A 17,303-nucleotide genomic window follows, 5' to 3' on the forward strand; every position below is an offset into this window, starting at 1 on the left:
CCGGTGAACCACTGCGCCGCTACGAACACGACCACCCCGGCTCGCTGATCCACGTCGATGTCACCAAGTTCGGCAACATCCCCGACGGCGGCGGCTGGCGCTACGTCGGCAAACAGCAAGGCAAAAAGAACAGATCAGCGACCTCTCGACGCACCGGAACCTGGAGCGCCGACCGGCACGCCCGCACCGGCACCGCGTTCGTGCACACCGTGATCGACGACCACTCCCGCGTCGCCTACGCCGAAATCTGCGCCGACGAAAAAGCTGATACCGCCATCACTGTCCTGCGCCGCGCGGTCGCCTGGTTCGCCGACCGCGGCGTCACCGTCGAACGCGTGCTCTCGGACAACGGCGCCTGCTACCGCTCGTCGGCCTGGCGTAACACCTGCACCGAGCTGAGCATCACGCCGAAACGAACTCGCCCCTACCGGCCACAAACTAACGGCAAGATCGAACGCTTCCACCGCACCCTGGCCGATGGATGGGCATACGCCCGCTTCTATCCCAGCGAACACGACCGCAGGTCAGCCCTGCCCGGGTGGCTGCACTTCTACAATCACCACCGACCCCACTCATCCGTCGGAGGCAAGGCACCCATCACTCGGCTGACCAACCTCCCCGGACATCACAGCTAGCCCTGCAGGTGGTGCTGGGCGGCGTCGCGGATCTGCAGCCGGACGTTTTCCAGCGCGGCGGCGACCTCGTCGATCTGCTGCGAAGCCAGCTGGATGGCGCCCTGGATCGAGGTCGCGGTCGACGTCTCCCCGAGCAGGCCGAGCACCTGCGCCTGCAGGTCTTCGAGGTCGCTCTTCGTGGCGAGCGCGATGCCGGTGGGCACCTGGTCGGCGAGCAGCTCCAGCTGCTGCGCCTGCTCCTGGATCGTCATCAGGGGGTTCCTTCCGCGGTGGGGACGCACCCTCCGTGTTATCAGAACCGGAACTGTCGGTGGTGACGTTTACGCTGGCATTCGTGAGCGTGACCTGGGCCATTCACCAGCCGCACCCGGTGGTGCGGCCGCTGGTCACGCGCTATGTCGGGTACGCGCAGAACGAGGTGACGCTGCCGGTCCACCGCGGGCTGCCCTCCCGGCACGTGACGCTCGTCATCAGCCTCGCCGGGCCGGTGCGGATGGCCGGCCACAGCCTGCAGGCGCTGGTCGGCGGCCTGCACACGAGCGCGGTGCTGATCCGGCAGGACCGCGTGCAAGAGGGGCTGCAGCTGGAGCTCGACCCGCTGGGCGTGCGCACGCTCTTCGGCGTCACGGCGGCGGAGCTGAGCGGCGAGGTCGTCGACCTGGCGGAGTTCGGCCTGGGCTCGCTGCCGGATCGGCTGCGGGACCTGCCGTGGCGCGAGCGGTTCGCGCTGCTCGACGACGTCCTGGCCGCGCGGGCCGTCGAACCGGTCGTGCCGCCGCCCGAGCTGGGGGAGGCGTGGCGCCGGCTGCGGGGCGCGGACGGGCAGGTGCGCGTCACGGACCTGGCGGGCGAAGTCGGCTGGAGCCGCCGGCACCTGGGGGAGCGGTTCCGGGCGGAGCTGGGCTTGGCCCCGAAGCAGGCGGCGCGGGTTCTGCGGTTCGAGCGGGCCGGCCGGTTGCTGCGCGAGGGCCGCGCGGACCTGGCCGGGCTGGCCGTCGAGTGCGGCTACTACGACCAGGCGCACCTGACCAACGAGTGGCGCGCGCTGGCGGGGTGCACGCCCGGGACGTGGATCGCCGAGGAGCTCCCGTTCCTCCAAGACGAGGAGGTGGCGGCCGGGCAAGACTCCCGGGCATGACTCCCGAACCGAACGTGTGGCCCGCCCTCCGCTACGACGACGCCCCGGCGGCGGTCCGTTTCCTGGTCGACGTCCTGGGCTTCACCGAGACGCTGGTGGTGCCGGACGGCGACTTGATCGCGCACGCCGAGCTGCGCTGGCCCGAGGGCGGCGCGGTGATGCTGGGCAGCGTCCGCCCTCCGGACGGTGTCCACGACGCGATGAAGCCCGGCACCGGCGCGGTGTACGTGGTGTCGGATCAGGTGGACGAGATCCACGCGCGCGTCCAGGCCGCGGGCGCGGAGATCACGGCCGCGCTGACCGACACCGAGTACGGCTCGCACACCTTCAGCCTCCGCGACCCCGAAGGCAACTCCTGGACGATCGGCACCTACCGCGGCGCGCCCTGAAACGACGTGAATGACTCATTCATGTCACCAGGCGACATGAATGAGTCATTCACGTCATCTCAGCCGACCGGCTTCTCGAACGTGACCAGCAGCCCGTCGACCCCGCCGGGCCCCACGCGGCCCTTCACCTCCGCCGACGTGATCGCCTTCAGCTGCCACCCGTCCTCGGCGTGGTCGTTGAGCAGCTTCTCCAGTTTGCCGCCCGACATCTTCCCGCCGATCATCTTTTCCCGGACCTCGACGACCTTGTACGTATAACGCTGCATACGCCCGATTCTGCCCCCGGAGACCGAACCGGGCTGTTCATCTCACCGTGTCGACGGCCTCGCGTTCCGTTTACCGGCCGAATCTGGCACCCTGGACCCCGTGTTGCGGCTTGCAGGTGCACGGCTGCTCGATGATCGGGACTATCCGGCGGTCCGTGCGGCGCTCGCCGCCGACCCGGTGGGCAGCTGCATGGTCAGCGCCCGGGTCGAGGCTGCCGGTCTCGACCCGTGGCGGCTCGGTGGCGAGCTCTGGGCCGCCGACAGCCGGCCGGTTCGCGCCGGGCGGCTCCAAGGGCTGTGCTTCTCCGGCCCCAACCTCATCCCGCTGAGGGGCAACGCCCCCGCGTTGCGCTCCTTCGCCGATCGGGCGCTCAGGAGACAACGCACCTGTTCCTCGCTCGTCGGCCCGGCCGAGCAGGTCCTCGGCCTGTGGGACGAGCTCGAAGGCGAGTGGGGCCCGGCCCGCGAGGTCCGCGACGACCAGCCGCTGCTGGCGCTGGACACCCAGCCGCTGGTCAAGGCCGACCCGCTGGTCCGCCCGGTCCGGCCGGACGAGCTCGAGCGCTACCTGCCCGCGGCCGTCGCGATGTTCATCGAGGAGGTCGGCGTCGACCCGCGCAGCGGAGACGGCGGCGCCAGCTACCGCGCCCGCGTCACCGAGCTCATCGGCGCCGGGCGCGCCTTCGCCCGCTTCGAGAACGGCGAAGTCGTCTTCAAGGCCGAGATCGGCGCCATGTCGGCGACCGTCGGGCAGATCCAGGGCGTCTGGGTGCACCCCGACCGCCGCGGCGACGGCCTCGGCACCGCCGGCACCGCCGCCGTGGTCAACCGGCTGGTGAAAGGCCTGGGCCGCACCGCCAGCCTGTACGTCAACGCCTTCAACAGCCCCGCCCTCGCCGCCTACCGCAAGATCGGCTTCAAGCAGGTCGGCCAGTACGCGACGGTGCTGTTCTAACCACTCTTCCGTGGCGGTGTTTCAAGGCCGCGACACCGCTCTGACCAGGCATCATCCGGCCATGAGTGCACGTCGACACCGCGGTGCGCTCGCGGTGCTGCTGCTCGTCGCCGCGACCACGGCCGGGTGCTCGGGCGACGGTCCCGAGGACGCCCTGTCCGCGTTCCTGGACGCCGTCGCGGCCGGCGACGTCGCCGCCGCGGCCGCGAACACCGACTCACCCGACGCGGCCACGACCGTGCTGACCCAGGTCCGCGGCGTGCTCGAACCCGAGGCCCTCGACGTCGACGACGAAGAGGTGAAGGAGCCGGCGAACGGCGAGACCGTCACCGCGAGCTACCAGCTCACCTGGCACCTGCCCCAGGGCCGCACGTGGACCTACCGCGCCGACGCTCTCCTGCGCGCCGCGGAGAACGGCTGGCAGGTGCACTGGCAGCCGACGGTCGTGCACCCGCAGCTGGCCGTCGGCCAGACCCTCGGCCTGCTGCCGCAGCTGCCCGAGACCGCGCCGGTCCTCGACCGCGACGGCGTGCCGCTGATGCGCCCGCAGACCGTCATCGGCGTGGTCGTCGACCCGCAGAAGACGGGCAACGCGAGCGCCGTCGCGGGTTCGCTCGCGAAGGCGTTGCACCGGTACGAGCCGTCGGTCACCGGGCGCTCGGTGCTGGACGGCATGAGCAAGACGAAGCCCGGCGACGCCTACTCGGTGATCACCCTGCGGGCCGGGGACTACCAGCGCGTCAAGCCGGTGATCTACGACCTGCCCGGCGTCCGGTTCGCCAGCCAGGAACGGCTGCTGCCGGTCACGCGCGGGTCAGGTCAGCAGGTCCTGCCCGGCATCCGCGCGCTGGTCGAGCAGCAGCTGGCCGGGGCGGCGGGCTGGCGGATCGTCACCCGGGACGTCACCGGCGGCGAGGTCTCCGAACTGAAGGCCGAGCCGCCGCACCCGTCGCCCGCGGTCACCAGCACGCTCAGCGCGAAGGTCCAGGCCGCCGCCGAGAAGGCGCTCGACACCGAGCAGTACCCGGCCGCGCTGGTGGCGATCCAGCCGTCGTCCGGCGACATCCTGGCCGTCGCCCAGAACGACGCCGCGAACGACGAAGGCTCGCTGGCCCTGTCCGGGCGCTTCCCGCCGGGCTCGACGTTCAAGATCGTCACGGCGGCGGCCGCGCTGTCGGCGGGCGACGTCGAGGCCGGCAGCGCCGTCGACTGCCCGGGCACGACGACGATCGAAAACCGCGTGATCCCGAACGAAGGCCGGTTCGACCTCGGGCGCGTCCCGCTGAAGACGGCGTTCGCGCGCTCGTGCAACACGACTTTCGCCCGGCTCGCCGCCGGTCTGCCGTCCTCGACGCTGACCGACACCGCCCGCTCGTTCGGCATCGGCGCGGACTTCGTGGTCCCCGGCCTGACCACGGTCACCGGCGCCGTCCCGCCCAGCGACTCGGCCGTCCAACGCGCGGAGAACGGCTTCGGCCAGGGCACGGTGGTGACCAGCCCGTTCGGCCTGGCGCTGGCGGCGGCCACCGTTCAGGCGGGGAAGGTGCCGACGCCGTCGCTCGTCCGGGGCATGCCCGCGACCACGAAGAACGTCGGTGACGCGCCGTCCCAGGACGTGCTCGACGCGCTGCGCGGGATGATGCGCGAGGTCGTCACCACCGGCACCGCGACCGGGCTGCGGGACCTCTCCGACGTCGCCGGCAAGACCGGCACCGCCCAGTTCGGCGACGGCTCGCAGTCGCACGGCTGGTTCGTCGGCTACCGCGGCGACCTGGCGTTCGCCGTGCTGCTCACCGAGGCCGGCTCGTCGAAACCGGCGGTGCAGGCCGCGCACCGGTTCCTGGCGGGGCTCGGCTGAGCGGGCCGTCGTAAGGTGGGGGGCATGTCCGTTCGTGCCCCGCTGGTTCCCGGCGTCCAGACGCCGCGCCGTGACGTCCCCACTTCCATCGCCCGTCCCGAGTACGTGGACAAGCCGGCGCCGAAGCGGGACACCGGCAGCGGGGTGCGCACGCCCGAGGTGATCGAGGCGATGCGGGTCGCGAGCCGGATCGCGGCGCAGGCGCTGGAAGAGGGCGGCAAGGCCGTGAAGCCGGGCGCGACCACGGACGACATCGACCAGGTGGTCCACGAGTTCCTGCTCGACCACCACGCCTACCCCTCGACGCTGGGCTACCGCCGGTTCCCGAAGTCGTGCTGCACCTCGCTCAACGAGGTGATCTGCCACGGCATCCCGGACTCGACGGTCATCGAGGACGGCGACATCTGCAACATCGACGTCACCGCCTACATCGGCGGCGTCCACGGCGACACGAACGCGACGTTCCTGGCCGGCGACGTCTCGGAGGAGGCCCGCCTGCTGGTGGAGCGCACCCGCGAGGCGACGATGCGGGCGATCAAGGCGGTCCGGCCGGGCCGGCAGCTCAACGTCATCGGCCGGGTCATCGAGTCCTACGCCAAGCGCTTCGGCTACGGCGTGGTCCGCGACTTCACCGGCCACGGCGTCGGCCCGGCGTTCCACACGCCCCCGACGGTCCTGCACTACGAAGAGCCCTCCGTCGACACGATCATCGAGGAGGGCATGACCTTCACGATCGAGCCGATGATCACGCTGGGCACCATCGACTACGACATCTGGGCCGACGACTGGACCGTCACCACGAAGGACAAGAAGTGGACGGCCCAGTTCGAGCACACCCTCGTGGTGACGGCCGACGGCAGCGAGATCCTCACGCTGCCCTGAGTCAGTGGCTCGTGGCCTTCTTGTAGCAGCGCACCGAAAGCGGCACGAAGATCACCAGCAGCAGCGCGATCCACAGCACCGAGGCCAGCAGCGCGTGCTGCATCGGCCAGACGTCACGCGGCGGGAGCGCCGCGCTCGTGTTGCCGAACAGCTCCCGTGCCGCCTGGGTGACCGCCGAGACCGGGTTCCAGTCCGCGATCGCCCGCAGCGGGCCGGGGAGCCGGCCGCTGTCGACGAACGTGTTGGCCAGGAACGTCAGCGGGAAGACGACCACCATCGAGACGTTGTTGAACACCTCGGGCTTGCGCACGGCCAGGCCCAGCGCGCCCATCACCCACGACAGCGCGTAGGAGAACGCCAGCAGCAGGACGATCCCGCCCACCGCCTCCAGCACGCCGGTGTGGATGCGCCAGCCGACCAGCAGGCCGACCAGGCCCATGATGAGCAGGCTCGCCGTGCTGAGGATGAGGTCGGCGGTGGTCCGCCCGATCAGCACCGCGGCCGGGGACATCGGCAGCGAGCGGAACCGGTCGATGATGCCCTTCTGCAGGTCGTCGGTCAGCCCGTAGCCGGTGACGATCCCGCCCATCGCCACCGCGAGGGTGAAGATCCCCGGCAGCATGAACTCGCGGTAGGACAGGCCCGGGATGTCGATCACGCTGCCGAACACGTACCCGAAGAGCAGCACGAACATCACCGGCGTGAAGACGAGGGACCCCAGCAGGTCCAGCGACCGGAAGATCTTGATCGAGTTGCGCTTGGCGACCGTCACGCCGTCGGTCACGGCCATCTGCACCGCGTTCATCACACGGCCTCCTTCGCGGTTTCGGCCACCTCGTGACCGGTGAGGGACAGGAAAACGTCGTCGAGGGTGGGGCGGCGGACGCCGACGTCGCGGACGTCGACGTTGTCGAGGGAGAGCAGAGCGAGCGCTTCGGTAAGCGCTTTCGCGCCGTGGGACACGGGCACGGTGAGCCGGAAGCCTTCGGCCTGCGGCTCGCCGCTGGACAGCCGGGCCAGCGCCCGCTGCGCGACGACGACGTCGTCGTGCGTGCCGACGGTCAGCTCGATCCGCTCGCCGCCGACGAGGTCCTTGAGCTCGTCGGCGGTGCCGCGGGCGATCACGCGCCCGTGGTCGACGACGGCGATGCTGTCGGCCAGCCGGTCGGCCTCTTCCAGGTACTGGGTGGTCAGCAGGAGCGTGGTGCCGCCGGCGACCAGCTCGGTGATGACGTCCCACAGCTCGGTGCGGGCCCGCGGGTCGAGCCCGGTGGTGGGCTCGTCGAGGAACAGCACCGGCGGGTTCGCGACCAGCGCGCCGGCCAGGTCGAGCCGGCGCCGCATGCCGCCGGAGTAGCCCTTGACCGGGCGGTCGGCGGCGTCGGCCAGGCTGAACCGGGCCAGCAGCTCCCGGCCGCGTGCCTTGGCCCGCTTGGTGCCCAGGTGGTACAGGCGGCCAACCATTTCGAGGTTCTCGGCACCGGTCAGCTCGGGGTCGACGGCGGCGTACTGCCCCGACGCGCCGATGTGCGAACGCAGCTCGGGCGCGTCCTTCACGACGTCGAACCCGGCGACCGTCGCGCGGCCCGCGTCCGGCTTCTGCAGTGTCGTGAGGATCTGGACGGTGGTGGTCTTCCCGGCGCCGTTCGGCCCGAGCACCCCCAGCACCGTGCCTTCGGGCACCGAAAGCGACATCCCGTCGAGCGCGGCGACCTTCCCGTACTTCTTGACCAGTCCCTCGGCCACGATGGCGTCTGACATGGATCTTCCCCTTTTCTGGTGGCGTCTCAGGCCCGGCGGATGACGATGTCGCCGGTGTAGGTGTGGGCCTTGACCTCGACGGTCTCGGCGTTGGCGCTCGGGCCGTCGGCGGCGCTGAGCGTGTTGCGCACCGAGCCGGTCAGCGAGTTGAGCTCGAGCCACGCGGCCGTGCCCTCGCGGATGCCGACCTCGATCTCGCCGACGGCGGTCTCGAGCACGACCCGGTCGCGCACGACCTCGCCGAGCCGGATGTCGCCGGACGCGGTCTTGGCGTGCACGCCGGCGTGGGCGAGGTCGACGAGGATGTCGCCGTTGGCGACGCTCACCCGCAGGTCGCCGGTCACTTCGCCGACGCGGGTCTCGCCGTTGGAGTTCTTCAGGACGGCGGTGCCGTCGATCTCGCGGATCCGCAGCTCGCCGGAGCCGGTGCCGACCTCGGCGTGCCCGGTGGCGCGTTCGACGGTGACGTCGCCGGTCGCCGTGCTCGCCTCGAGCCGGGCGGCTTCGTCGAGGTGGATGTCGCCGACGGACGTCTTGAAGCGGCTGGTGCCGACCCGGCCGGTGACGCGGAAGTCGCCCATCGCGGCGGTGCCGGTGATCTGCGAACCGGCGGGCAGCTCGACGGTGACGTGCAGCGCGCCGCCCTTGCCCCAGAGCTTGGTGACGTACTTCGGGCCCTTGACCAGCAGCTCACCGCCGGCGAACTCGACGCGGGTCTTCGCGACGGCCTTGACGTCCTCGCTGTCGCCCGGGTCGGCCGCGGTGACCTCGACGGTCGTCTCCGGGCGGTCGCCGGCGACGATCCGGACGTCCGCGACGCTGACGTCGATCGTGGCCGTGATCGGCTCGGGGGTGGGGAAAACAGGCATGGCTGCGCCCTCCTGGGGTGCTCGTGGGGCGTCTCCGCAGGTCGGAGACGGTGAGGGAAAGTGAAGGGCGGTTACTGAACCCAGCCGGTGTACTTCTCGCCGAAGACCGACCGGCGCTGGGTCGGGCGCGGGCGGTCGGCGCCGAGCGCGGTGTTCGCGGCCCGGACGAGCCAGGCATTGGTGGAGAGCCGGTCGCGGCTCGCCGCCTCCTCGACCCGCTGCTTCAGCTGCTCGGGCAGCCGCAGGTTGATCCGGGAGACGGCACCGTCGTCGGCTTCCGGCGGCGGCGCGACGGGCTCCGGGGCTTCCGGCTCGGCGGCCGGGGCGGGCGGGAGCGTGACGGCGAACTCGGCGTCACGGCGGCGAAGGCGGACTTCGACGGAGCCGGGCGCGAGGTCGCGGGTGATCTCGTCGGCGGCGGCCGAGAGGGCGTCGAGCAGGGTCAGCCGGATGGCCGCCTCCAACGGGGAGGCCAGCCGTTCGGCCAGGGCGACAGCGTCCTCGCCGGCCGCCTCGGCGGCTACCGCGAATTCGCGGCGGAGGCTGTCCACGAGTGGTGTCAGGTCCATGGCACAACTATGGCGCCACGATGGCACCACGACAACCCTGAATTGGCACCCTTAAGGGTCAGATGTGGTGCCAAACGAAGTAAAAGTGCTGGTCAGGTGCGGTCGACGCGCTCCAGGAGCTCGTCCAGGAACCCGCACGCCTCGGCCGCGGCCCGGTCCGGATCGCGCTCGGCGATGGCGGCGGCGAGGCCTTCGTGGCCGATCTCGGGCACGTGGTCCACGCCCGGCGTGATGCTCGACGTCGCCGCGACACTCGCCGTGATGACCTCCATCAGCCCGCGGTAGAGCTCGGTGAGCAGGCCGTTGTGCCCGGCGCGCACGACCGCGGTGTGGAACTCGGCGTCGGTGTGCGCGAAGTCCTCCCAGCGCCGTTCGCGCAGCTCGGTCTCCCGGCGCGCCAGCAGTGACCGCAACTCGGCGACGTCCTCCTCCGTGCGCGAGAGCGCGGCGAGCCGGGCGCCTTCGGCTTCGAGGGTGCGCCGGACCTGCAGGACCTCGCGCAGCTCGTCGCCGCAGAGCCGGCGGATCGCCCCGGAGACCTCGCTGGTCGCGCGCACGTACGTTCCGTCGCCCTGGCGCACTTCGAGGAGGCCCGTGTGCGCGAGTGCGCGCACGGCTTCTCGGACGGTGTTGCGTCCGACGCCGAGCTGCTCGCCCAGCTCGACCTCGGTGGGGATGCGCGTGCCGAGGGGCCAGTCGCCCTGCGCGACCGCGGTCCTCAGCTGCTCGATGACCTGGTCGACCAGGCCGGTGCGCCGGGTGGTGGCCAGAGGCACAGGAGTCATCCCTTCATCCAATCATCCTACGTATGCGATAGTAGCCGTCATGCGCGTCGAAAACCGTGAACCCGAACTGGATGGCGCTGTGGAGGTCCGGACGCCGGGCGTGGTCGCCGCCGGCGCGCTGCTCGCGGTCGCGGTGGTGCTCACCGCACTCAACCTGCGCCCGGCCATCACCGGCGTCGGGCCCATGCTCGCCGAAATGCGCGCCGACCTGGCGACCTCCGGGGTCTGGGCGGGCGTGCTCACGACGTTGCCGACGCTCTGCTTCGCCGGCGCCGGGCTGGCCGCGCCGCTGCTCGCGCGCCGGGCCGGCATCGGCGCCGCCATCGCGATCGCGTTGACCGCGCTCGGCGCCGGGCTCGTGCTGCGCGTGCTCGACGGCCCGGCCGTCGTCCTCGGCGGGACGCTCGTCGCCACCGCCGGGATCGCCCTGATCAACGTGCTCATCCCGGTCGTCATCAAGGACTCCTTCCCGGCCCGCATCGGCGCCATGACCGGCGTCTACACGGCGGCCCTGCAAGGCGGCGGCGCCCTCGGGTCGGCGGTGACCCCGCAGCTCGGCGACGCGTTCGGCGGCTGGCGACCGGCCCTCGGAAGCTGGGCGGTGGTGGCCGTCGTGGCGCTGCTGGCGTGGATTCTCGCAGCCCGCGGCACCGGCCGGTCGCCGCGGCTTACCGACGCCGCGGCCGGCGGCCGGTCGCTGCTGCGCAACCGGCTCGCCTGGATCGTCACGGTGTTCTTCGGCCTGCAGGCCTTCTACGCCTACGCGGCGATGGGCTGGTTCCCGCAGGTGCTGATGGACGCGGGCGTGTCCCGCGACCAGGCCGGCCTGCTGTTCGGCCTGGTCTCGCTCATCGCCGTGCCGATCAGCCTCTTCATCGCGCCGATGGCGGCCCGCGCCCGCGGTGGCCAGGGCCCCTGGATCGTCGGCCTCGGCGTGTTCGGCTTCGCCGGGACGACCGGGCTGATGCTCGCGCCGTCGTGGTCGCCGCTGCTGTGGAGCATCCTGATCGGGCTCGGCATGAGCGTGTTCTCGCTGGCCCTGACCGTGATCGCGCTGCGCGCGCGGACCGGCGCCGACACCGCCCGGCTCTCCGGGATGGCGCAGGGCTTCGGCTACCTGTTCGCCGCGCTCGGGCCGTTCCTCTTCGGCCTGCTGCACGACGTCGCGGCCGGCTGGACCGTGCCGCTGGCGATGCTGCTCGGCCTGCTCGTCGTCCAGGTGGTGTTCGGTGCGCTCGCCGGCCGCCGCCGGTTCGTCTGATTCTTAACTGTTAACGCGGTTCGCCCGGTGCGCGCGGCTTAAGATCGTCCGGTGGCCGTGCCGTCGCCGGACCTCGGGACGTTGCTGCGCGAGGGCCCGTTCGACGCCGCCCTGCGCGCGGCCATCCGCGCCCGCGGGCTGAGCCTGGACCGGCTGCGCGAGCACCTGCGGGTCCGCGGGGTCACGGTGACGACGGCGACGTTGAGCTACTGGCAGTCCGGCCGCAGCCGGCCCGAACGGCGGGATTCGGTGCGCGGGCTGCGTCAGCTCGAAGCCGTCCTCGAGGTGCCGGCCGGTTCGCTCGTCGCGCTGCTCGGCCCGCCGCGGGTGCGCCGGGCCGCGCCCGCGGAGATCGGCCGGTTCTGGCCGGACGGCGGGCGCATCGACGCCGCGGTGTCCGATGTGGACACCCGGTGGGACGAACGGCTGACCCGGCTGAGCCAGCACGACGTCGTCCTCGTCGGTCCCGGTCACGAGGAGCTGGAGATCCGGTCGCGGCAGGTGCTGCGCGCCGAGGCCGACGGTCCGGACCGGTGGGTGGTGATCCTGCACCTCGACGAGCACGACCGCCCGCTGCCGGAGCTGCGTTCGCTGCGCGGCTGCCGCCCCGGCCGCAGCGTCCACCGGCCGGAAGACGGCCTGCTCGTCGTCGAACTGCTTTTCGCGCGGCCGCTGCTGCGCGGGGAAACGGTGCTCACCGAACACACGCTCGTGAATCGCGCACCGCACCCGGTCGCGACGAACTACGAACGCAAGTTCCGGTTGCCCGTTCGCGAATACGTGCTCGAAATCCGGTTCTCCCCGGAGGCGGTTCCGGTCGTGTGCCGCCGGTTCGCCGAGCCCGGTGAATGTGCGGACGTCGTCCCGGAATCCGGTGCGGTGCACGGGGTCGCGCTGAACTTCGGCCCCGGCCGCTACGGCTTCGAATGGGACTGGCCAGTTAACTGTTAAAGACTTGCGGATCTTCAAAACGAGCTTTCCGGCGGCTTACCGTCTGCGCACTCCACTCGCCGATCCGAGGAGAAAACCGATGCGCAGATTCGTTTCCGTCGCCGGCGTGGCCGCGTTGGCCGCCTTCGGGCTGGGCGTCGTGCCCGCCGAAGCGGCGCCGGGCCACCCGGACGCCGAAGTGGCCGGCGTCGCCGCGGCGTTCGGGCTGTCCGACGGCCAGGCCCGGGCCCAGCTCGCCGCGCAGGACGAGGCCCACCGGCTCGCCGCCGCCTTGCCCGTTTCGGTGCGCGCGAGTTCGGCCGGGCAGTGGTTCGACGCGGCCACCGGCAAGCTGACCCTCGCCGTCACGACCACCGAAGCCGCTGGTCAGGCGCGTGCGGCGGGCGCCGCGGCGCGGGTCGTCGCGCGGAGTCGGGCCGACCTGGATCGCACCGACGCGGCCGTCCGGGCACTGGTCGGGGCGGGCGTGCCGGGTGTCTACGGCTGGGGCGTCGACGTCCGCGGCAACGAGGTCGGCGTCGACGTCGACCGGACGAAGAAGACCGCGGCGACCGAGAGTTTCCTTTCGCGCGTGCGGGAACTGGGCGTCCGGGTCACGGAGACGGCGACGTCGCCGCGGCAGCAGTCGGGCACGATCCAGACCGGCAACCCGTGGTGGCCGGGCAGCGAGAGCAACTGCTCGGTCGGCTTTCCAGTCACGGATGCGAGTGGTGCCAAGCACTTCCTCACGGCCGGCCACTGCACGAACGACCGCGACCAAGCCGCGTATGGCGCATCCGGGCAGCAGAACCGGATCGGGACGTCGAACGTCGGCGGCAGCCACAGCGTCAACGCCCGCGAAGGCGACATGGGCGTCGTCGCGGTGACGGAGGCGGGCTGGACCCTCTCGGCGTCGGTGAACACCTGGGGCCAGCCGGCGGTCACGCTCACCGGCGCGGCCGAGGCGATGGTCGGCGACCGCGTCTGCCACTCCGGCAACACCTCGCACTGGCAGTGCGGCGAGGTGAAGTACACGCACAAGTCCGTCGACTACGGCGGCGGCCTGGTCATCGACGACCTGACCTGGACGACGGCGTGCTCCCTCGGCGGCGACTCCGGCGGCGGCTGGCTGCTCGGCGACAAGGCCACCGGCCTGCACGACGGCGGCCCGTCCCAGTGCGTGCAGAACCCGTCCGACGGCGACCTGTCCCTGTTCCAGCCGGTCATCGAGGCCTTGAGCAAGTGGCAGCTCAGCCTGGTCACCGGCAGCGGCCCGACGCCGGGCGGTCGTACCTTGACGAACGACGCGGACTACCCGATCCGCGACTACCAGCAGGTGTTCAGCCCGGTCACTTCGACGCTCACCGGTCAGGCGGCGACCTCGCTGTCGGTCGCGGTGACGATCCGCCACACGTGCGCCGAGGACCTGGGCGTCACGCTGCTGGACCCGAAGAATAAGGCGTACGCGCTGAAGTACAGCGGCGGCAGCACGTGCACGCCGTGGAACGGCCCCCGGACGTTCAGCGTTCCCGCGTCCTCCCCGGCCGCCGGCAAGTGGCAGCTGCGCGTCGCCGACTACGGGCCCGGCGACACCGGCACCCTCGACACCTGGTCGATCACGCTGTAGGGACTCCCGCGGGCCGGGCGGTCACCCCGCCCGGCCCGCGGTGACTCAGTCCAGGGGCAGGTTGAGCAGGGCGTTCTCGACCAGCTCCGGCATCGCCGGGTGGATCCAGTACTGGCCACGCGCCATCGAACGCGCGTCCAGGCCGAAGCTCATCGCCTGGATCAGCGGCTGGATCACCGACGACGCCTGCGGCCCGATGATGTGCGCGCCCAGCAGCTTGCCGGTCGCCGGGTCGGCCAGGAGCTTCGCGAAGCCCGTCGTGTCCTCCATCGCCCAGCCGTACGCGATCCCGGCGTAGTCCTGCTTCGAGACGACGTAGGACACGCCCAGCTCGCGCGCCTTCTGCTCGGTGAGCCCGACCGAGGCGACCTGCGGATGGGTGAACACCGCGTGCGGCACGAACCGGTGGTCGGCGGTGATCCGGTCGTCCGGGTGCACCAGGTTGTGCTGCACCACGCGGGCTTCGTGGTTCGCGACGTGCTTCAGCTCGTGCGGCGAAGACAGGTCGCCGAGCGCGTAGACGCCCTCGACCGCGGTCTCCTGGTAGTCGTCGACGACGACGTGCCCACTGTCCTTTGTGGTCACTCCGGTGGCGGCGACGTCGAGGAGGTCGGAGTTCGGACGGCGACCGGTGGCGATCAGCAGCAGGTCGGCCTCGACGGTTTCGGCACCCTGCGGGCCTTCGAGGTCCAGCGCCACCCCGCTGCCGGTCTTGCGCGCCCGCACGGTCTTGCGGTCCAGCCGGACGTCGAAGCGTTCCGCGGCCAGCTCGGTGAACCGCTCGCTGACGTCCTCGTCCTCCGAGCGCAGCAGGCGCCCGGAGCGGTTGACCAGCGTGACGTGCACGCCGAACGAGGCGAAGACGTGCGCGAACTCGGCCGCGATGTACCCGCCGCCGAGGACGACGATCCGCCCGGGCAGCTCGTCGAGCCGCATCACGGTGTCGGACGTGTAGTACTCGACGTCGCCCAGCCCCGGGATGTCCGGGATGACCGGGCGCCCGCCCGCGGCGAGCACGAACTTGTCGGCGGTCAGCACCTCGTCGGGACGGCCGTCGGCGAAGCTGACGGTCAGCTCCTTGTGCCCGGTGAAGCGGGCGGTGCCTTCGTAGACGTCGACGTCCTTGTTGTCCTCGTGGCTGCGGCGGTACTCCGCGCCACCGGCGGCGATCGGGTCGATCCGGCCGAAGATCCGGTCGCGGATGTCGCGCCAGCGGACGCCCTTCAGCTCTTCGTCGACGCCGTACTTCGCGCTGTGCGAAGGCGTGTACGCGACATCGGCGGCGTACACGAACATCTTGGTCGGGATGCAGCCGACGTTCAGGCAGGTGCCGCCGAAGGTGCCCTTCTCCACGATCGCCGTCTTCTTGCCGGCGAAGTCCGGGCCGAGGATGGAGTTCCCCGATCCCGTCCCGACGATCACCAGGTCGTAGTGGGGCACTGCATCCTCCGCGGGGATTGGGTCCGGTCGGTTCACCCTAGCCAACCGTCCGCGCGAAGCGGGTGTTCCCGCTTGTGCTCAACGTCGTATTACGTGGTCAATGGCCGGTCGCGGTGAAGTGCATCCGGTCCTTCGGGCTGGTCCAGGCACCGCCCCACGTCCAGCCGATCGCGGCGAACGCGCGCACGGTCGCGTCGCCGGCCAGGACCATGCCCGGCCGGTGGTTCGCGCGGTCGACGTAGGCCGAGGCCAGCTCGGGCAGCACGAGGTCGCCTTGCGTGTAGGGGTTGCAGAACGGGTTGACGTCGACCGCGAGCCCGTACGCGTGCGCAGACCAGGTCGTCTGCCCGCGCGCCGGGCGGCAGACGAACGCGCTGGTGCTGTTGCCGTCGCCGGTCGGCGGTGCGGTCAGTTCGGCGGGGCTGGTCACGCGCATCTCCTCCAGGGGGAAGTGCGCCGCGAAGAGCTGCCCGAAGACCTTGGTGATCCCGGTGGCGCCCTTCGCGTTGACGAGCATTTCGCCGGTGTGCGCGCGGCCGTCGAACCCCCAGAACGACATGGTCAGGTAGCGCAGGTCGGTCGGCTTGACCGGGCAGGCGGCCTGCCAGGTGCTGCGCGCGAGGACGCCGGGCGGCACAGCGCTGATCGTCGACGCGTACCGGTCGCCGGCCGGAGGCGGCAGGATGTCTTTTGTCGGAAGTGCCCGGTTCACCAGTTCGGGTGGCGTCGGCTCGATCTCGCCGAAGCCGTCGGGACGCAGGGGCAGCGGGTGGAGACCCACCTGCCAGGTGGCGGCGGGCGGGCTCGGCGCCGGGGCCGCCTGCGCCGCGACCGTGGTCGACGCGGGCGGAGAAGGCGCAGGTTGCGGCGTCGAAGGCACTTCGGTCGAGCACGCGGCCGCCGTCAGGGCCAGGACCGCCCCGAGTGCCGCCGCCGCTCTCCGCATCCGGCCAGCTTGACAGAGGCGTGTGTTCGGCGCGGAGTCCACCCGTTCCAGTGACACCGTTTTGGGCCCCCTCGGATTAGGGTATTGAGCGCACGTCGTTCACGCACCGGAGTCATCCGAGTGCTGAGTGCTCTGTCTTGTGCTGCTCCGAAGAGGGGGAAGTCCCATGTCCGTGAAGTCCCGCCGATCCCTGCTGCTCGCGAGCGGCGCGCTCCTCGCGGTCGCCGCGGTGGCCGTCCCGGTGGTGGTCGGCACGGCGTCGGCGGACCCGGCTTCGGCCAACCAGCCGCGGATCGTGGGCGGCGACAGGGCATCCCTTTCGGACCACCCGTACGCGGTCTACCTGACCGACGCCGGCGGCAACCAGTTCTGCGGCGCGGTGATCGTCAGCTCGACGGCGGTCGCGACGGCGGCGCACTGCGCCAAGGCGGTCGCGAAGCAGGACGTCCGCGTGGTGGCGGGCCGCGAGGACAAGCGCACCGACGACGGTCAGGTTCTGGGTGTCTCGAAAGTCTGGATCGGCAAGGGCTACAGCGACCCGACGCAGGGCGACGACATCGCGGTGCTGACCGTCCGCGGCCAGCTCGACTACCGGCCCGCGAAGCTGCCCGAGAGCGGCGACACGGCTTCGTACCGCGAAGGCACGCAGGCGACGGTGCTCGGCTGGGGCCGCATCGCCGACGGCGGCGACCGCTCCGACTACCTGCGCGGCGCCCAGGTCCCCGTGGTCTCGGACAGCGCCTGCCGCGCCGACTACTCCGTGTACGACCAGAAGACGATGGTCTGCGCGGGGTACGAGAAGGGCGGCATCGACGCCTGCCAGGGCGACTCGGGCGGCCCGCTCGTCGTGGGCGACACGCTGATCGGGATCGTGTCCTTCGGCGACGGCTGCGGCAAGCCGGGCAAGCCGGGCGTCTACACGCGCGTCTCGGCGTACACGGCCGACATCGAGGCCCAGGCCAGGCCCCGCCTCCTCGGCTGAGCGTGATAGG

Annotated in this window: 19 protein-coding genes; 10 read left to right on the forward strand and 9 right to left on the reverse strand. The window is 71.6% G+C overall.

Annotated elements, in window-relative coordinates:
- A partial coding sequence (locus ACIQWX_RS49685; RefSeq protein WP_400887108.1) for an IS481 family transposase occupies positions 1 to 635 on the forward strand: 635 nt, incomplete at its 5' end.
- Here ACIQWX_RS49685 and ACIQWX_RS49690 read toward each other — a convergent pair.
- The gene (locus tag ACIQWX_RS49690; protein WP_020644535.1) at positions 632 to 886 is read right to left on the reverse strand and encodes a hypothetical protein; all 255 of its coding nucleotides are present in this window, start codon (positions 884 to 886) and stop codon (positions 632 to 634) included. The genes ACIQWX_RS49685 and ACIQWX_RS49690 overlap by 4 nt on opposite strands.
- 83 nt (positions 887 to 969) lie before the next feature.
- Here ACIQWX_RS49690 and ACIQWX_RS49695 point away from each other — a divergent pair, with 83 nt between their 5' ends.
- Both ACIQWX_RS49695 and ACIQWX_RS49700 read left to right on the forward strand, forming a co-directional pair.
- Positions 970 to 1,773 (forward strand): helix-turn-helix domain-containing protein, encoded by an 804-nt coding sequence (locus ACIQWX_RS49695; protein ID WP_400887112.1) that lies wholly within the window; start codon positions 970 to 972, stop codon positions 1,771 to 1,773.
- Positions 1,770 to 2,162, forward strand: a complete 393-nt coding sequence (locus ACIQWX_RS49700; protein ID WP_400887115.1) for a VOC family protein — start codon at positions 1,770 to 1,772, stop codon at positions 2,160 to 2,162. The genes ACIQWX_RS49695 and ACIQWX_RS49700 overlap by 4 nt, the downstream gene beginning before the upstream one ends.
- Positions 2,163 to 2,221: 59 nt before the next feature.
- On the opposite strand, the gene ACIQWX_RS49705 is transcribed toward ACIQWX_RS49700, so the two are convergent.
- Positions 2,222 to 2,428: a DUF4177 domain-containing protein gene (locus tag ACIQWX_RS49705; protein ID WP_400887118.1), complete on the reverse strand. Its 207-nt coding sequence runs from the start codon at positions 2,426 to 2,428 to the stop codon at positions 2,222 to 2,224.
- 100 nt (positions 2,429 to 2,528) lie between these two features.
- Between ACIQWX_RS49705 and ACIQWX_RS49710 the strand changes: the two genes are divergently transcribed.
- The 3 genes from ACIQWX_RS49710 (at position 2,529) to map (ending at position 6,123) form a co-directional block, all read left to right on the forward strand.
- Positions 2,529 to 3,383, forward strand: coding sequence for a GNAT family N-acetyltransferase (locus ACIQWX_RS49710; protein WP_364450240.1), 855 nt, complete (start codon positions 2,529 to 2,531; stop codon positions 3,381 to 3,383).
- Positions 3,384 to 3,444: 61 nt separating this feature from the next.
- Positions 3,445 to 5,241 (forward strand): penicillin-binding transpeptidase domain-containing protein, encoded by a 1,797-nt coding sequence (locus tag ACIQWX_RS49715; RefSeq protein WP_400887121.1) that lies wholly within the window; start codon positions 3,445 to 3,447, stop codon positions 5,239 to 5,241.
- Positions 5,242 to 5,265: 24 nt separating this feature from the next.
- Positions 5,266 to 6,123 (forward strand): type I methionyl aminopeptidase, encoded by an 858-nt coding sequence (gene map, locus ACIQWX_RS49720; protein WP_400887123.1) that lies wholly within the window; start codon positions 5,266 to 5,268, stop codon positions 6,121 to 6,123.
- A 1-nt stretch (position 6,124) separates the two neighbouring features.
- Here map and ACIQWX_RS49725 read toward each other — a convergent pair whose 3' ends face one another.
- From ACIQWX_RS49725 to ACIQWX_RS49745, 5 genes are all read right to left on the reverse strand, one after another.
- The gene (locus ACIQWX_RS49725; protein ID WP_400887124.1) at positions 6,125 to 6,928 is read right to left on the reverse strand and encodes an ABC transporter permease; all 804 of its coding nucleotides are present in this window, start codon (positions 6,926 to 6,928) and stop codon (positions 6,125 to 6,127) included.
- Positions 6,928 to 7,884: an ATP-binding cassette domain-containing protein gene (locus tag ACIQWX_RS49730; protein WP_400887127.1), complete on the reverse strand. Its 957-nt coding sequence runs from the start codon at positions 7,882 to 7,884 to the stop codon at positions 6,928 to 6,930. Before ACIQWX_RS49730 ends, ACIQWX_RS49725 begins: the two co-directional genes overlap by 1 nt.
- A 26-nt stretch (positions 7,885 to 7,910) precedes the next feature.
- Positions 7,911 to 8,753: a DUF4097 family beta strand repeat-containing protein gene (locus tag ACIQWX_RS49735; RefSeq protein ID WP_400887128.1), complete on the reverse strand. Its 843-nt coding sequence runs from the start codon at positions 8,751 to 8,753 to the stop codon at positions 7,911 to 7,913.
- A 71-nt stretch (positions 8,754 to 8,824) separates the two neighbouring features.
- On the reverse strand, positions 8,825 to 9,322 hold the full coding sequence (locus ACIQWX_RS49740; RefSeq protein WP_400887131.1) for a hypothetical protein: 498 nt from the start codon (positions 9,320 to 9,322) through the stop codon (positions 8,825 to 8,827).
- A 92-nt stretch (positions 9,323 to 9,414) separates the two neighbouring features.
- Positions 9,415 to 10,098, reverse strand: coding sequence for a FadR/GntR family transcriptional regulator (locus tag ACIQWX_RS49745; protein ID WP_400887310.1), 684 nt, complete (start codon positions 10,096 to 10,098; stop codon positions 9,415 to 9,417).
- A 49-nt stretch (positions 10,099 to 10,147) separates the two neighbouring features.
- Here ACIQWX_RS49745 and ACIQWX_RS49750 point away from each other — a divergent pair, with 49 nt between their 5' ends.
- From ACIQWX_RS49750 to ACIQWX_RS49760, 3 genes are all read left to right on the forward strand, one after another.
- Positions 10,148 to 11,368 carry a CynX/NimT family MFS transporter gene (locus ACIQWX_RS49750; RefSeq protein ID WP_400887132.1) on the forward strand — a complete coding sequence of 407 codons (1,221 nt, stop codon included), beginning with the start codon at positions 10,148 to 10,150 and terminating at the stop codon, positions 11,366 to 11,368.
- Between the two features lie 51 nt (positions 11,369 to 11,419).
- The gene (locus ACIQWX_RS49755) at positions 11,420 to 12,319 is read left to right on the forward strand and encodes an XRE family transcriptional regulator (RefSeq protein WP_400887135.1); all 900 of its coding nucleotides are present in this window, start codon (positions 11,420 to 11,422) and stop codon (positions 12,317 to 12,319) included.
- 79 nt (positions 12,320 to 12,398) lie between these two features.
- Entirely contained in the window at positions 12,399 to 13,925 is a 1,527-nt protein-coding gene (locus ACIQWX_RS49760) for a proprotein convertase P-domain-containing protein (RefSeq protein ID WP_400887138.1), read from the forward strand.
- 45 nt (positions 13,926 to 13,970) lie between these two features.
- Here ACIQWX_RS49760 and ACIQWX_RS49765 read toward each other — a convergent pair whose 3' ends face one another.
- Both ACIQWX_RS49765 and ACIQWX_RS49770 read right to left on the reverse strand, forming a co-directional pair.
- Positions 13,971 to 15,365, reverse strand: a complete 1,395-nt coding sequence (locus ACIQWX_RS49765) for a mycothione reductase (protein ID WP_400887140.1) — start codon at positions 15,363 to 15,365, stop codon at positions 13,971 to 13,973.
- Between the two features lie 97 nt (positions 15,366 to 15,462).
- Positions 15,463 to 16,146, reverse strand: coding sequence for a M15 family metallopeptidase (locus ACIQWX_RS49770; protein ID WP_400887313.1), 684 nt, complete (start codon positions 16,144 to 16,146; stop codon positions 15,463 to 15,465).
- A gap of 331 nt (positions 16,147 to 16,477) precedes the next feature.
- Between ACIQWX_RS49770 and ACIQWX_RS49775 the strand changes: the two genes are divergently transcribed.
- Entirely contained in the window at positions 16,478 to 17,293 is an 816-nt protein-coding gene (locus tag ACIQWX_RS49775) for a S1 family peptidase (RefSeq protein WP_400887143.1), read from the forward strand.
- Positions 17,294 to 17,303: the final 10 nt, after the last annotated feature.

The organism is Amycolatopsis sp. NPDC098790, assembly GCF_044759945.1.
Classification (GTDB): Bacteria; Actinomycetota; Actinomycetes; order Mycobacteriales; family Pseudonocardiaceae; genus Amycolatopsis.